Source organism: Enterobacter sp. AC1, from assembly GCF_050434705.1.
Lineage (GTDB): Bacteria > Pseudomonadota > Gammaproteobacteria > Enterobacterales > Enterobacteriaceae > Enterobacter > Enterobacter cloacae_L.
Window position 1 is genome coordinate 22,777 of the sequence record NZ_JBNDIZ010000010.1, and the last position, 15,559, is coordinate 38,335.

General features: G+C 56.7%; 12 protein-coding genes and 1 pseudogene. 11 read left to right on the forward strand and 2 right to left on the reverse strand.

Annotated features, from left to right (window positions below; all coding sequences use genetic code 11):
* Window positions 1–176 precede the first annotated feature (176 nt).
* The 7 genes and pseudogenes from M2433_RS21180 to lpxO all read left to right on the forward strand — a co-directional run bounded on the left by M2433_RS21180 (window position 177) and on the right by lpxO (window position 7,390).
* Window positions 177–1,691: a sugar ABC transporter ATP-binding protein gene (locus M2433_RS21180; protein ID WP_429057441.1), complete on the forward strand. Its 1,515-nt coding sequence runs from the start codon at window positions 177–179 to the stop codon at window positions 1,689–1,691.
* A gap of 2 nt (window positions 1,692–1,693) precedes the next feature.
* Window positions 1,694–2,689, forward strand: a complete 996-nt coding sequence (locus tag M2433_RS21185) for an ABC transporter permease subunit (RefSeq protein ID WP_429057443.1) — start codon at window positions 1,694–1,696, stop codon at window positions 2,687–2,689.
* A 32-nt stretch (window positions 2,690–2,721) separates the two neighbouring features.
* Complete coding sequence (locus tag M2433_RS21190) at window positions 2,722–3,663, forward strand: ABC transporter substrate-binding protein (protein WP_021242935.1); 942 nt, start codon at window positions 2,722–2,724, stop codon at window positions 3,661–3,663.
* A 113-nt stretch (window positions 3,664–3,776) separates the two neighbouring features.
* Window positions 3,777–4,463 (forward strand): D-lyxose/D-mannose family sugar isomerase, encoded by a 687-nt coding sequence (locus M2433_RS21195; protein WP_429057446.1) that lies wholly within the window; start codon window positions 3,777–3,779, stop codon window positions 4,461–4,463.
* A gap of 10 nt (window positions 4,464–4,473) precedes the next feature.
* Complete coding sequence (locus M2433_RS21200) at window positions 4,474–5,334, forward strand: ketose 1,6-bisphosphate aldolase (protein ID WP_429057447.1); 861 nt, start codon at window positions 4,474–4,476, stop codon at window positions 5,332–5,334.
* Window positions 5,334–6,338 carry a carbohydrate kinase family protein gene (locus M2433_RS21205; RefSeq protein WP_429057449.1) on the forward strand — a complete coding sequence of 335 codons (1,005 nt, stop codon included), beginning with the start codon at window positions 5,334–5,336 and terminating at the stop codon, window positions 6,336–6,338. Before M2433_RS21200 ends, M2433_RS21205 begins: the two co-directional genes overlap by 1 nt.
* A gap of 143 nt (window positions 6,339–6,481) precedes the next feature.
* A pseudogene (gene lpxO, locus M2433_RS21210) lies at window positions 6,482–7,390 on the forward strand (lipid A hydroxylase LpxO).
* A 3-nt stretch (window positions 7,391–7,393) separates the two neighbouring features.
* Here the strand turns inward: lpxO and M2433_RS21215 are convergent.
* Window positions 7,394–8,125, reverse strand: a complete 732-nt coding sequence (locus tag M2433_RS21215; protein WP_429057581.1) for a response regulator — start codon at window positions 8,123–8,125, stop codon at window positions 7,394–7,396.
* A gap of 256 nt (window positions 8,126–8,381) precedes the next feature.
* On the opposite strand from M2433_RS21215, the gene fdhF reads away from it, so the two are divergent.
* The 3 genes from fdhF to M2433_RS21230 all read left to right on the forward strand — a co-directional run bounded on the left by fdhF (window position 8,382) and on the right by M2433_RS21230 (window position 11,798).
* Window positions 8,382–10,529: a formate dehydrogenase subunit alpha gene (fdhF, locus tag M2433_RS21220; RefSeq protein ID WP_429057452.1), complete on the forward strand. Its 2,148-nt coding sequence runs from the start codon at window positions 8,382–8,384 to the stop codon at window positions 10,527–10,529.
* Window positions 10,530–10,849: 320 nt separating this feature from the next.
* Window positions 10,850–11,002, forward strand: coding sequence for a Hok/Gef family protein (locus tag M2433_RS21225; protein WP_032644722.1), 153 nt, complete (start codon window positions 10,850–10,852; stop codon window positions 11,000–11,002).
* Window positions 11,003–11,123: 121 nt separating this feature from the next.
* The gene (locus M2433_RS21230; protein ID WP_429057455.1) at window positions 11,124–11,798 is read left to right on the forward strand and encodes a tetratricopeptide repeat protein; all 675 of its coding nucleotides are present in this window, start codon (window positions 11,124–11,126) and stop codon (window positions 11,796–11,798) included.
* A 53-nt stretch (window positions 11,799–11,851) separates the two neighbouring features.
* Here M2433_RS21230 and gltP read toward each other — a convergent pair whose 3' ends face one another.
* On the reverse strand, window positions 11,852–13,165 hold the full coding sequence (gene gltP / locus M2433_RS21235) for a glutamate/aspartate:proton symporter GltP (RefSeq protein ID WP_024906735.1): 1,314 nt from the start codon (window positions 13,163–13,165) through the stop codon (window positions 11,852–11,854).
* A gap of 423 nt (window positions 13,166–13,588) precedes the next feature.
* Here gltP and acs point away from each other — a divergent pair, with 423 nt between their 5' ends.
* Window positions 13,589–15,547 carry an acetate--CoA ligase gene (gene acs, locus M2433_RS21240; RefSeq protein WP_429057457.1) on the forward strand — a complete coding sequence of 653 codons (1,959 nt, stop codon included), beginning with the start codon at window positions 13,589–13,591 and terminating at the stop codon, window positions 15,545–15,547.
* Window positions 15,548–15,559 lie beyond the last annotated feature (12 nt).

Genomic DNA, 15,559 nt, shown 5'->3' on the forward strand with positions numbered 1-15,559 from the left:
GGCTCCTCTGCGATTTGGTGTCCCCTCACCCTGGCCCTCTCTCACAGGGAAAGGGAAAAGAGAAATGTGACGGCGATTAGCTATTCATAACTATGACAAATATGAACAGCTTCTGACATTTTGCATTTACGCACCTGTGATGAAGTGCAGATATCGACATTCACAGGAGATCCGCCATGAGCAGAACCCCGGTTTTAGAGATGCGCAATATTGCCAAGACGTTTGGTAATTTCCACGCGCTCAAGGGTGTGGATTTGACGGTTTTCCCCGGTGAGATCCACGCGCTGATGGGAGAAAACGGCGCGGGAAAAAGCACGCTGATGAAAATCCTCGCGGGAGCCTATACCGCCACCAGCGGCGAGATCCTGATCGACGGTCAGCCGTTTCACATTAAAGGGCCGAAAGATGCGCTGGCCGCAGGCATTACCCTGATTTATCAGGAGATGCAGCTCGCGCCCAATCTGACCGTTGCCGAAAATATCTTTCTCGGCAGCGAGCTGTCGCGCGGCGGGATGGTGCAGCGTAAAGAGATGGCCGCTCAGGCGCAGGCGGTGATTGACCGTCTCGGTGCCCAGTTCAGCGCCACCGACCTGGTGATGAAGCTGACCATCGCCGAGCAGCAGCAGGTGGAAATTGCCCGCGCGCTGCACCGCAACAGCCGCATTCTGGTGATGGACGAACCCACCGCCGCCCTCTCCTCACGCGAAACCCATCGCCTGTTCGAACTGATTTTGCGCCTGCGCGACGAAGGGATGGCGATTATCTACATCAGCCACCGCATGGCGGAAGTGTATGAACTCTCTGACCGCGTCAGCGTCCTGCGCGACGGGCAGTACGTCGGCAGCCTGACGCGCGACAAGCTTAACGCCTCCGAGCTGGTGCGCATGATGGTGGGCCGCCCCCTGAGCGACCTGTTCAACAAAGAACGTGATATCCCCCTCGGCAGCCCGCGCCTTAACGTGCACCACCTCACCGACGGTAAAAAAGTTCAGCCCTGCAGCCTGCAGGTGCGTTCCGGCGAAATCGTCGGGCTGGCGGGCCTGGTTGGCGCCGGGCGCTCCGAGCTGGCACAGCTGATCTTCGGCGTGCGCAAAGCCACGGGCGGCATGATTGAGGTCGACGGCGAGCCGGTGGTGATCCACTCCCCGCGCGCGGCCATCGAAAACGGCATCGGTTTTCTCACCGAGAACCGCAAGGAGCAGGGGCTGTTTCTGGAGCTGGCGGCGCAGGAGAACATCACCATGGCAACGCTGGAGCGCGACGCCACCTTCGGCATGCTAAACCGCAAAAAAGCCCAGTCCATTTCCGATGACGCCATTGCCCTGCTCAACATCCGCGTGCCGCATTCTCAGGTTCGCGCGGGCGGGCTGTCAGGCGGCAATCAGCAAAAACTGCTGATCTCCCGCTGGGTGGCCATCGGCCCGCGCATTCTGATTCTGGACGAACCGACGCGCGGCGTGGACGTCGGCGCGAAAAGCGAGATCTACCGAATCATGAACCAGATGGCGCGCAAGGGCGTGGCCATTTTGATGATCTCCAGCGAGCTGCCGGAGGTAGTGGGGATGAGCGACCGGGTTTACGTGATGCGGGAAGGCAGCATTGCGGGTGAACTCCACGGGCACGACATCTCACAGGAAAACATTATGACGCTGGCAACCGGCGTAAACGACACTCATCATCAGGTGGTGTAACCATGACACATTCAACCAGTCCGCAGCAGGTGGCGAAATCCGCCTCCGCCAAAAAAATGCTGATGAGCGATCTGATGCAAACGGTCGGTATTCTGCCGATTCTGATCCTGATTGTGGCGGTATTTGGCTTTATCGCGCCCAACTTCTTCACCGAGAGCAACCTGCTCAATATTACCCGTCAGGCATCGATCAACATCGTGCTGGCGGCGGGAATGACCTTCATTATCTTAACCGGCGGGATTGACCTCTCCGTGGGCTCGATTCTGGGCACCACGGCGGTAGCCGCGATGGTGGTGTCGCTGATCCCGGAATTTGCGATGCTCTCCATTCCCGCCGCGCTGATGCTCGGCATGGTGCTGGGCCTGTTCAACGGCGCGCTGGTGGCCTTTGCCGGGCTGCCGCCGTTTATCGTTACGCTCGGCACCTATACGGCGCTGCGCGGCGCGGCGTATCTGCTGGCCGACGGCACGACGGTCATTAACTCGAACATCAACTTCGAGTGGATCGGCAATAACTACCTCGGCCCCATTCCCTGGCTGGTGGTCATCGCCCTCGCGGTGATTGCGGTGTGCTGGTTCATCCTGCGCCGCACCACGCTTGGCGTTCACATTTACGCGGTGGGTGGCAACATGCAGGCGGCGCGCTTAACCGGCATCAAGGTCTGGCTGGTGCTGCTGTTTGTCTACGGCATGAGCGGCCTGCTCTCGGGCCTCGGCGGCGTTATGAGCGCCTCACGCCTCTACAGCGCCAACGGTAACCTCGGCATGGGCTATGAGCTTGACGCGATTGCGGCGGTGATCCTCGGCGGCACCAGCTTCGTCGGCGGGATCGGCACGATCACCGGCACGCTGGTCGGGGCTCTGATCATCGCCACCCTCAACAACGGCATGACGCTGATGGGCGTCTCCTACTTCTGGCAACTGGTGATCAAAGGGGCGGTGATCATCATTGCGGTGCTGATCGACAAATACCGTACCCGACACCATCAAAGTGCATAACAACAACACCCTACAGCTTCGAGGAAAATACTATGCGTTTGAAACCCTTAGTGACCGCGCTCTGTGCTGGCGCGCTGCTTGCCGCAACGCCGTTTGCGCAGGCGAAAGATCTGAAATCCATCGGCGTGACGGTGGGTGACCTGGCAAACCCGTTCTTCGTGCAGATCACCAAAGGCGCCGAGCTGGAAGCGCGCAAGCTGGCGGGCGATAACGTCAAAGTGACGCTGGTCTCCAGCGGGTACGATCTGGGCCAGCAGGTGGCGCAGATCGACAACTTTATTGCCGCAAAAGTAGACATGATCATCCTTAACGCCGCGGATTCCAAAGGGATCGGTCCGGCGGTGAAGCGTGCGAAGGACGCCGGGATCGTGGTCGTTGCGGTTGACGTGGCGGCGGAAGGGGCTGATGCCACCATCACCTCCGATAACACCCAGGCGGGCGAAATGGCCTGTAAGTACATTACCGACCGCCTGAAAGGCAAAGGCAACGTGGTGATCATCAACGGGCCGCCGGTCTCTGCGGTGCAGAACCGCGTGGAAGGTTGCCAGACGGAATTCAAAAAACATCCGGATATCAAGGTGCTCTCGGATAACCAAAACGCCAAGGGCAGCCGCGAGGGTGGCCTGGAAGTGATGACCTCCCTGCTGGCGGCGAATCCGAAGATCGACGGCGTATTCGCCATTAACGATCCGACCGCGATCGGTGCCGATCTGGCGGCGAAACAGGCGCAGCGCAATGAGTTCTTTATCGTCGGCGTGGATGGATCGCCGGACGGTGAGGAAGCCCTGAAGCGCGAAAACTCCCTGTTTGTGGCGACCCCGGCGCAGGATCCGCAGGTGATGGCGGCAAAAGCGGTGGAGATCGGCTATGACATATTACAGGGCAAACCGGCGCCGAAAGCGCCCGTGCTGATCCCGGTGACGATGATCGATAAAAAGAACGTCGGCACGTACAAGGGGTGGACGGTTAAGTAACCCCCTCACCCTGCCCTCTCCTCAAAGGGGCGAGGGTGTTCACGTTCCCTCTCCCCTTTGGGGAGAGGGTTAGGGTGAGGGGTAAGGTTTTGCACGTAACTCAAGGAGTCCCCATGAAACGCTCCGACATCAATGAAATCCTCGGCCACACGCGACAGTTCTTCTCCATGCACGACATACATCTCCCGCCGTTTGCCAGCTTTGCGCCAACGAAATGGCAGCAGCTTGACCAGGCCGCATGGCAGGAAGTGTTCGACCTCAAGCTCGGCTGGGACGTGACGGCTTTCGGCGGCAACAACTTTGCCGCTGAGGGGCTGACGCTGTTTACCCTGCGCAACGGCTCGCCCAACGGCATACCGTATGAAAAGTGCTATGCCGAAAAAATCATGCACGTACGGGACGGCCAGCTTACGCCGATGCATTTTCACTGGCGTAAACGGGAGGACATTATCAACCGGGGCGGCGGGAATCTGATTGTTGAATTGTGGAATGCCGGTACGCATGAAGAGACGGAAAACACCGACGTGACGGTCACCGTCGACGGCTGCCGTCAGACCCACGCGCCCGGCAGCCAGTTGCGCCTGCTGCCCGGGGAAAGCATCTGCCTGACGCCCGGTCTGTACCACAGCTTCTGGGGCGAACGCGGCTTCGGCGACGTGCTGGTTGGGGAAGTGTCGTCGGTCAATGACGACGAGCACGACAACCACTTTTTGCAGCCCGTCGCCCGCTATAGCAACATCGAAGAAGACGAACCGGCGCTGCTGGTGCTGTGCAACGAGTACAACCTGTTTCGGATATAAGGGGTGAATAATGCCGCTGATTTCGCTTGCCGACGGTCTTGAGCACGCCAGGACGCATCGCTATGCGCTGGGCGCGTTTAACGTGCTCGACTCCCACTTCCTGCGCGCGCTGTTCGCCGCCGCAAGGCAGGAACGTTCGCCTTTTATCATCAACATCGCCGAGGTGCACTTTAAGTACGTGTCGCTGGATTCGCTTGTCGAAGCGGTTAAATTCGAGGCCGCTCGCCACGATATTCCCGTGGTGCTCAACCTCGACCACGGCCTGCATTTTGACGCCGTCGTGCGCGCCCTGCGCTTAGGGTTCAGCTCCGTGATGTTCGATGGCTCAACCCTGAGCTATGAGGAAAATATTCGCCAGACGCGGGAAGTGGTGAAGATGTGCCACGCCGTTGGCGTGTCGGTAGAAGCCGAGCTTGGCGCAGTCGGTGGCGATGAAGGCGGTGCACTTTACGGGCATGCGGATGAAGCCTTCTTCACCGACCCGCAGCGGGCGCGCGAATTTGTCGATTCAACCGGCATTGACGCGCTGGCGGTTGCCATCGGCAACGCGCACGGTAAATACAGGGGCGAGCCGAAACTCGATTTCCCGCGCCTGGACGCCATTCGCCAGCAGACGGGGCTGCCGCTGGTGCTGCACGGCGGCTCCGGCATTAGCGATGCCGATTTTCGCCGCGCGATTGAGCTGGGCATTCACAAAATTAACTTCTATACAGGGATGTCGCAGGCCGCGCTTGCCGCCGTTGAGCAGCGCATGGCAAACCGCCAGCCGCTGTACGATGAATTTGCCGAGCTGCTGCTGGGGATAGAAGAGGCAATTACGGATACGGTCGCCGAACAGATGCGCATCTTCGGCAGCGCGGGGCAGGCATAATGGAACGAAAGGGCATTATCGCCGCAGGCAATATGCTGGTGGATCACGTGCATCAGATCGTGCAGTGGCCGGAGCGCGGCTGGCTGGCGGAAATCACCCATAGTGAACGCTCCACCGGCGGCGCGCCGCTCAACGTCCTGCTGACGCTGGCAAAAATGCACGTTGGCCTGCCGCTGCAGGCGGTGGGGCTGATTGGCGAAGATGGCGACGGAGATTACATCCTGGCGATGCTCGACCAGTACCACGTCAACCGCCAGCGCGTGCAGCGCACCACCTTTGCGCCGACCTCCATGTCGCAGGTCATGACCGACCCCAGCGGGCAACGCACCTTCTTCCACTCACCGGGGGCCAACCGCCTGCTGGATCTGCCCGCTTTCGACCGTCTCGACGGGTCGATGAAAATTTTCCATCTCGGCTATCTTTTGCTTCTCGATAGCCTGGACATGCCCGATGACGAATTTGGCACCCGCAGCGCGCGGCTGCTGGCGCAGATGCGCGAGCAAGGGTATGAAACCTCGCTCGACCTGGTTTCCCGCAAGGGCGACCCGCGCTATCAGCCGCTGGTACTCCCTGCCCTGCGCCATCTAGACTATCTGGTGATTAATGAGCTGGAAGCCGGGGAGTTTAGCGGCCTGACAATGCGTGACGAAAACGACGTCCCGCACATCGCCCATATCGCAGAAGCCGCGGCGCAGCTGTTGGCTGCCGGCGTTCGCCAGCGGGTGGCGATCCACTGTCCGGAAGGGGCATGGGGAGAAGCACGCGGTGAAGAAGGTCGCTGGATCCCGTCATGGATGCTGGAGCAAGAAGAGATTATCGGCAGCGTCGGCGCGGGTGATGCTTTCTGTGCAGGCTTTTTATACGGCTGCCATGAATCGCTGTCGCTTGCGGAGAGCATTTATCTGGCACACGCCTGCGCGCGGGCAAGCCTGCTGGCCGCCAATGCGATCGACGGCGCGAAAACGCTGGCCGAGCTGCAGCTGTTTATCCGCGAGAACGCTTAATTTAACAATAATTGCGATTTTTCATTACAGTTCTATGAATTTTTCATTCCCGAACTACACTCTCTCCATCTGGCATATTCGGCGTGGGCAGCATTCTGCCCGCACGCTTTTCCGAAATGAGATTGAAAGAGGACAAGGGAAAAATGTTCGCAGCCATCATTATCGGTATTTTCATTATCAGCGTCATTTATGCGCATTCACGCGGCAAATAAAAACAGACGCTTTCTCGTCAGCTTTTCGACCACTCGACGTTTATGGCACCCATCAATATGTTTATGACGGCATTTTCTTCGCTGCCCGCCAGGCAGCCTTTCTTTGAAACAGAACGCTTTCCTGAATTAAATAAGCTCACGGAAAACTGGCTGGTTATTCGCGAAGAGGCTCTGCGTTTACAGCATCATATAAAAGCGTCGCAAAATAATAATGATGCCGGATTTAACACCTTTTTTAAACGCGGCTGGAAACGTTTTTATCTTAAATGGTATGCCGATGCTCATCCCTCCGCGCAATCTTTATGCCCAGTGACCACCCGGCTGGTGAGTGAAATTCCCTCGGTGAAGGCGGCCATGTTTGCCGAACTTCCGGCAGGAGCGAAGCTCGGCAAGCATCGGGACCCATACGCGGGCTCGGTACGTTATCATCTGGGCTTATTCACACCGAATGACGATCGCTGCTTTATTGAGGTCGACAGGCAGCGCCACAGCTGGCGAGATGGCGAGGCCGTTATTTTTGATGAGACTTACGTCCATTGGGCGGAGAATAAATCGGAACAAACGCGAATTATTCTTTTCTGCGACGTTGAACGACCAATGAAATGGCGCTGGGCACAGACGGTAAATCACTGGATAGGCGCAACGCTGATGTCGGCCGCCAGCTCACCAAATGACGATAATGACCGCACGGGCGGCATTAACCGCATCTTTAAATACATTCATGCGGGCCGCGAACGCGGACAGAGCCTTAAAAAAAGGAATCGTAAGGCCTATTACGCCCTCAAGTATCTGTGCATCGGTGCAATTTTTGCCGCCATTCTTGTTCCGGCATTGACGTGAACGTTACGCCGCCTGTTCGGGGCGGCTAACATCGGTGGCAAACACGTAACCCAGCCCACGGATGGTTTTGATGAGGGCTGGCTGGTGCGGGTTAGCCTCGATCTTCCGGCGCAGGCGCATGATCAACACGTCGATAGTGCGATCGAACACCTCAGCGCTTTCGCTGTGGGTCAGCTCAAGCAGACGATCGCGGCTCAGCACCCGGCGGGCATTTTGCGTAAGCGCCAGCAGCAAGCCGTACTCGCCCTGAGTTAAGGGCACGGTATTCCGCTGCGGATCGCTCAGCTCGCAGCGGGTGGTATCAAGCGTCCACCCATTAAAGGCAATGCCCGCGACGGGCACCGCGGGGGGGTCGGCAGCCAGCACGCCGGTACGGCGCAGTACCGCTTTCACGCGAGCAACCACCACGCGCGGGTTGAACGGTTTGCCAATGTAATCGTCGGCCCCCATTTCCAGCCCTACCACCACGTCTGACTCACTGCCCAGCCCGGTTAGCATCACAACCGGTAGCGCCGGACGCTGCTTTTGCAGCTGCAGCAGAACCTGCAGGCCGTTGATATCCGGCAGCATCATATCCAGCAGGACAAGCGCGATATGTGGCTCCTGCTGTACCCGGCGCAGCGCATCCTGGCCGTTATGGCAGACAAGCACGCTAAAGACGTGCTCGCTCAGCACGTCCTGAAGCAGTTCGCAGACTGCCGTATCGTCATCAACCACCAGAATCGCCGGTTTCATCATATGCTTCCGTCAGGGGATTATGTTAAGTCTGAACCATTCTGCCGCCGGCTCCAGTCAAATGGTTTTTTCAGTGACGGAAATTCAACCCATGTCACATCCGCTGCCCTGTCGACACGTCAATTTTGACGATTCGCTGCTTTTGGTCAGCGTTTTCACCGCAAATGGGCCGTAAAGTCTACGTATACCCACAATAAAAACATGGCATAGAAGCTGCATAGTGGGTGCGAACGATTCGATTAACTGGAGCAGACTGATGAAAAAAGTCGTCACGGTTTGCCCTTATTGTGCCTCAGGTTGCAAGATCCACCTGGTGGTCGATAACGGCAAAATCGTCCGGGCGGAGGCCGCACAGGGGAAAACCAACCAGGGCACGCTATGCCTGAAAGGCTACTACGGCTGGGATTTTATTAACGATACCCAAATCCTCACCCCGCGCCTGAAAACCCCAATGATCCGCCGCGAGCGCGGCGGCAGGCTGGAAGCCGTCAGCTGGAACGAGGCGCTCGATTACGTCGCCACGCGCCTTAGCGCCATCAAGGCCAAGTATGGCCCGGATGCGATTCAGACCACCGGCTCTTCACGCGGGACGGGGAATGAAACTAACTATGTGATGCAAAAATTCGCGCGCGCCGTTATTGGTACCAATAACGTCGACTGCTGCGCTCGCGTCTGACACGGCCCATCGGTTGCAGGTCTGCACCAGTCGGTCGGTAACGGCGCAATGAGTAATGCCATCAACGAGATAGATAATACCGATCTCGTGTTTATTTTCGGCTATAACCCGGCGGATTCTCACCCTATCGTCGCGAACCACGTTATTCGCGCTAAACAGAACGGGGCGAAAATCATCGTCTGCGATCCGCGCAAAATCGAAACCGCGCGTATTGCGGACATGCACATTGCATTGAAAAACGGCTCGAACATCGCGCTGTTGAACGCAATGGGGCACGTCATTATTGAGGAGAACCTGTACGACCAGGCGTTCGTCGCCACCCGTACGGAAGGCTTTGAAGAGTATCGGAAAATTGTCGAAGGCTATACGCCAGAGTCCGTCGAAGCGATAACCGGCGTCAGCGCGCAGGAGATCCGTCAGGCGGCGCGGATGTATGCGGCCGCGAAAACCGCCGCCATCCTGTGGGGCATGGGCGTGACTCAGTTCTATCAGGGCGTGGAAACGGTACGTTCTCTGACGAGTCTCGCGATGCTGACCGGCAATCTGGGTAAAGCGCACGTCGGCGTGAACCCGGTACGCGGTCAGAATAACGTTCAGGGTGCCTGCGATATGGGCGCGCTGCCGGATACCTATCCGGGCTATCAGTACGTCAAGTTCCCGGAAAATCGCGAGAAATTCGCGAAGGCCTGGGGCGTGGAAAGTCTGCCTGAGCACACCGGGTACCGCATCAGCGAGCTGCCGCACCGTGCGGCGCACGGCGAAGTGCGTGCAGCCTACATCATGGGTGAAGACCCGCTTCAGACCGACGCCGAGCTCTCTGCGGTACGCAAAGGGTTTGAGGATCTGGAGCTGGTGATTGTCCAGGATATCTTTATGACCAAAACCGCGGCGGCGGCGGATGTGATTTTACCGTCGACCTCCTGGGGCGAGCATGAAGGTGTTTACACGGCGGCAGACCGCGGCTTCCAGCGCTTCTTTAAGGCGGTCGAGCCGAAGTGGGATCTGAAAACCGACTGGCAGATCATCAGCGAAATCGCCACCCGTATGGGCTACCCGATGCACTACAACAACACCCAGGAGATCTGGGACGAGTTGCGCAGTCTGTGTCCGGACTTCACCGGGGCGACCTATGAAAAAATGGGTGAGCTGGGCTACATCCAGTGGCCGTGTCGCGATGAGTCCGAAGCCGACCAGGGAACGTCGTACCTTTTCAAAGAGAAATTCGACACCCCGAACGGGCTGGCGCAGTTCTTCACCTGCGACTGGGTCGCCCCCATCGATAAACTCACCGATGAGTATCCGATGGTGCTCTCCACCGTACGCGAGGTGGGCCACTACTCCTGCCGTTCGATGACCGGCAACTGCGCCGCGCTGGCGGCGCTGGCGGATGAACCCGGCTATGCGCAAATCAACACCGCCGACGCGGAACGCCTTGGTATTGAGGACGAAGCGCTGGTATGGGTGAATTCGCGCAAAGGGCGGATCATCACCCGCGCGCAGGTCAGCAACCGACCCAACAAAGGGGCGGTCTACATGACCTACCAGTGGTGGATTGGTGCCTGTAACGAGCTGGTGACGGAGAACTTAAGCCCGATAACCAAAACGCCGGAGTATAAATACTGCGCCGTCAACGTGGAGCCGATTGCGGATCAGCACGCGGCGGAACAGTACGTGATCGACGAATATAACAAGCTGAAAGCCCGACTGCGCGAAAGCGCAATGGGTTGAAGCCGTTAATTCATCGTTGAATAAAGGGAGTGAGATATTCACTCCCTTTTTATTTCCGCTTAATTCATTAAATATATCAATTATTATTCTGGAAAGCGGCTCGCAGAAATAATGTAATTTTCACGAAAAGGAATTACATCTTTGCATTTTAATTCAGAGGGATAAGATGTGCGGCGGGTGCTTAAGACTTTCTGTCTTGAGCATTGTTGAGGGACAGAAAGTGGAAAGCCCCGGGAAATTTTCATTTACCCGAGGCTACCCCTCAACACCAACAGGTTGAGAGTAGCCTCTTATTCTTTTTTTGACAAGGAGTAAAAGGCATGACGCCATTAAAAACTGCGTTAGGCATCGTCTTTATTATTTGCCTGACGATAGTGATATTTACCTTTATTACTCGCGGGAAACTTTGCGAGTTTTCAATAAAGGGTGAACATCAGGAGGTGGCGGCAAAATTAGCCTGCAACGCAGGCTAACCTCTGCGGGCGGAACGACAGTTCCGCCCGGCTTGTAGGATGCTGAGGTCTTAATGCACCCATTTTTTTCTTTTGCTACCGCGATTATACTGCGCGGCGTGTACCCAGATGATAAGAATCCATGAAACCCATTTTTCTGTTGTTGTTTTTTTTAACCTCGTTCGCTCGCGCGGATGAGATAGGCAGCCAGTACCAGAAACAAGCGGAAGCCGGCGATGCCCGTGCCCAGTATTATCTTGCCGATACGTACTTCAGCTCTGGCGACAGCAAGCAGGCGGCCCTGTGGGCTGAAAAAGCGGCAAAAGGTGGTGATGTCGACGCCATGGGGCTGCTCTCACAAATTCTCTTTACGCAGGGCGACTATCCCCACGCTAAAGCGCTGGCGCAGCAGGCGACCATCGCGGGCAGCAAGCGCGGCACCATTATGCTGGCGCGAATTTTGGTGAACACGCAGGCGGGTAAAACTGACTATCCCCAGGCCATTAAGCTGCTGCAAACGGCTACCGAAGATATCGATAACGACTCTGCGGTCGATGCACAGCTGCTGCTGGGGCTGATCTATGCCAACGGCGTTGAAGTGGCGCAGGATGATGTGCTGGCGGCGTCATGGTTTAAGCGCAGCTCGTCTCTGTCACGCACCGGCTACGCGGAATACTGGGCAGGTATGCTGTTCCAGCAGGGTGAGAAAGGGTTTATCACGCCTAATAAACAGAAAGCGCTGTACTGGTTGAACCTGAGCTGTACCGAGGGGTTTGATACGGGGTGTGAAGAGTTTGATGCGTTGAGCGGGGAGTAGAATCCCCTCACCCTAACCCTCTCCCCAAAGGGGAGAGGGAAGAATACGTTACATTACTGGTCGGCCGTCTTATCAAAACGACCCAGCACCTCGCGTTCATACGCCAGCGCTTTTTTACGATCGAATTTGTGTTCCCACTTGGCGATAACCAGCACCGCCAGGGCATTACCCACCACGTTCAGCGCCGTACGCGCCATGTCGAGGATACGATCCACACCGGCGATAAACGCCAGACCTTCCAGCGGAATACCGACGCTGCCCAGCGTCGCCAGCAGCACCACGAACGAGACGCCCGGCACGCCTGCGATACCTTTGGACGTCACCATCAGGGTCAGCACCAGCACGATCTCCTGCCACAGCGACAGGTCAATGCCGTACAGCTGCGCAATAAAGATAGCGGCGATACTCTGGTACAGCGTCGAACCATCGAGGTTAAAGGAGTAGCCGGTGGGTACCACGAAGCTGGTAATAGAAGCAGGCGCACCGTAGGCCTCCATCTTCTCAATAATGCGCGGCAGCACGCTCTCGGAGCTTGCCGTGGAGTAGGCCAGAATCAGTTCGTCCTTGAGGATACGGATCAGGATCCAGATACTCAGCCCGCACAGGCGCGCCACAATCCCCAGCACCACCAGCGCAAAGAACAGGATGGCGAAGTGCACCAGGATCACCAGCTTCGCCAGCGGCCACAGGGAGGCAAAACCAAAGTTCGCCACGGTCACCGCGATAAGCGCAAATACCCCTACCGGCGCGTAACGCATCACCATGTGGGTCACTTTAAACATGGTTTCGGAGATAGAGCGGAACACGGTCACCAGCGGTTCACGGTGCGTCGCAGGCAGTGAAGAGAGTCCCAGACCGAACAGCACCGAGAAGAAGATGATAGGTAACATCTCGCCCTTCGCCATCGAGGCCACGATGTTGGTCGGTACCAGCGACAGGATCGTGCCCATCAGGCCGTGTGCATGGCTCTGCACGTCAGCGGTCGTACTTTGGTATTTCGAAATATCCACCGTTGCCAGCTGCGACATATCAATCCCGGAACCTGGCTGGAACACGTTCGCCAGCGTGATACCGAGGATAATGGCGACCGTAGTGATCACTTCGAAATAGATAATGGTTTTCGCGCCAATACGTCCTAACTGCTTCGCATCGCCGACGCCCGCAATACCGACCACCAGCGTCGAGATTACAATCGGCACCACGATCATCTTGATCAGATGAATAAAGATATCCCCTGCCGGTGAGAGCAGGTTCGCAATCAGCCATTCGCGGCTGTCGCTGTGATAGTGGAGGTAACTGCCCAGCAGGATGCCCAGCACAAGGGCGATTAAGATCTGCCAGGCAAGGCTCACTTTAACGTTTTTCATAGAAACTGACTTCCTCAATGAAGCGCCTTATTCATCAAAACTGCATGAATATGGGGACATACTGAAAGGGTATGAATTGTGTTGCGTTGGTTTATGGGATTTTTTAACGCGGCGTATGAGTATCATTTGCGCGGCCTGTTGCGCAAGCCTTAAAGAACAACGCATTTCACTCATAAAAGGGTCTATGACGGGAGTTTGTCCTAATTCTGATAAATAACCTTTTGTTATAAAAAAGCTTTTTTAAACATAAATGTGAATAATCCTCAGCATAAATTATTTTCCTTCAAAGTTTCATTCGCTCATTTTTCAACCTGTTCAAACAATGCGTGATCTGTAGCCCAAATAATAAACAAAGCTTGTAAAGCCCCTACAATTAACGTTTTAGTGACATATTATTAACATCTTACAAGGAGAAAAAAAGCCATGAGCCAAATACACAAACATGACATTCCCGCAAATATTGCGGACCGTTGCCTGATCAACCCGGAGCAGTACCACGAGAAATATCAGCAGTCTATCACCGCCCCGGACGCCTTTTGGGGTGAGCAGGGCCATATTCTTGACTGGATCACACCTTATCAGAAGGTGAAGAACACCTCCTTTGCGCCCGGTAATGTCTCCATTAAATGGTATGAAGACGGCACGCTGAACCTGGCGGCGAACTGCCTTGACCGTCACCTTGCGGAGCGCGGGAATGAGACGGCCATCATCTGGGAAGGCGATGATGCCTCGCAGAGCAAACACATTACGTATAAAGAACTGCACCGCGACGTGTGCCGCTTCGCCAACGTTCTGCTGGAAAGAGGCATTAAAAAAGGCGATGTGGTCGCTATCTATATGCCGATGGTGCCGGAAGCGGCGGTGGCCATGCTGGCCTGCGCGCGTATTGGCGCGATCCACTCCGTTATCTTTGGCGGTTTCTCACCCGAAGCGGTTGCCGGCCGCATCGTTGATTCCAGTTCAAAGCTGGTGATCACTGCCGATGAAGGCGTGCGCGCTGGACGCGGTATCCCACTGAAGAAAAACGTCGACGAAGCGCTGAAAAACCCGAACGTCAACACGGTCTGCAACGTTATCGTCCTTAAGCGTACCGGCGGCAAAATCGACTGGAACGAGGGGCGCGATCTGTGGTGGAGCGACCTGATCGAGAACGCGAGCGACCAGCACCAGCCGGAAGAGATGAACGCGGAAGATCCGCTTTTCATTCTTTATACCTCCGGTTCGACCGGCAAGCCGAAAGGCGTGCTGCACACCACCGGCGGCTATCTGGTCTATGCGGCTACCACCTTCAAATACGTCTTCGACTACCATCCGGGCGACATCTACTGGTGTACCGCCGACGTGGGCTGGGTGACCGGGCACAGCTACCTGCTGTACGGCCCGCTGGCCTGTGGCGCAACAACGCTGATGTTTGAGGGCGTTCCAAACTGGCCAACCCCAGCGCGGATGTGTCAGGTGGTCGACAAACATCAGGTCAACATCCTCTACACCGCCCCAACGGCGATCCGCGCATTAATGGCGGAGGGCGATAAAGCCATCGAAGGCACCGACCGCTCTTCATTGCGTATCCTCGGTTCCGTCGGCGAGCCGATCAACCCGGAAGCCTGGGAGTGGTACTGGAAAAAAATCGGTAACGAGAAATGCCCGGTGATGGACACCTGGTGGCAGACCGAAACCGGCGGCTTTATGATCACCCCGATGCCGGGCGCCACGCAGCTTAAAGCAGGCTCGGCAACCCGTCCGTTCTTCGGCGTGCAGCCTGCGCTGGTGGATAATGAAGGTAACCCGCTGGAAGGGGCCACCGAAGGCAACCTGGTAATCGTCGACTCCTGGCCGGGCCAGGCGCGGACCCTGTTCGGCGATCACGATCGCTTCGAGCAGACCTACTTCTCGACTTTTAAAAACATGTACTTCAGCGGCGACGGCGCGCGTCGTGACGAAGATGGCTATTACTGGATAACCGGGCGCGTGGACGACGTACTGAACGTCTCCGGCCACCGTCTGGGCACGGCTGAGATTGAATCAGCCCTCGTGTCGCATCCGAAGATTGCCGAAGCCGCCGTGGTGGGCATTCCGCACAACATCAAAGGCCAGGCGATTTACGCGTACGTCACCCTGAACCACGGTGAAGAACCGTCGCCAGAGCTGTACACCGAAGTGCGCAACTGGGTGCGTAAAGAGATTGGCCCGCTGGCGACACCGGACGTGCTGCACTGGACCGACTCGCTGCCGAAAACCCGCTCCGGCAAAATCATGCGTCGCATCTTGCGCAAAATCGCGGCCGGGGACACCAGCAATCTCGGTGATACCTCAACGCTCGCGGATCCTGGCGTGGTGGACAAACTGCTCGAAGAAAAGCAGGCCATCGCAATGCCTTCATGATTTTTTCTCCCT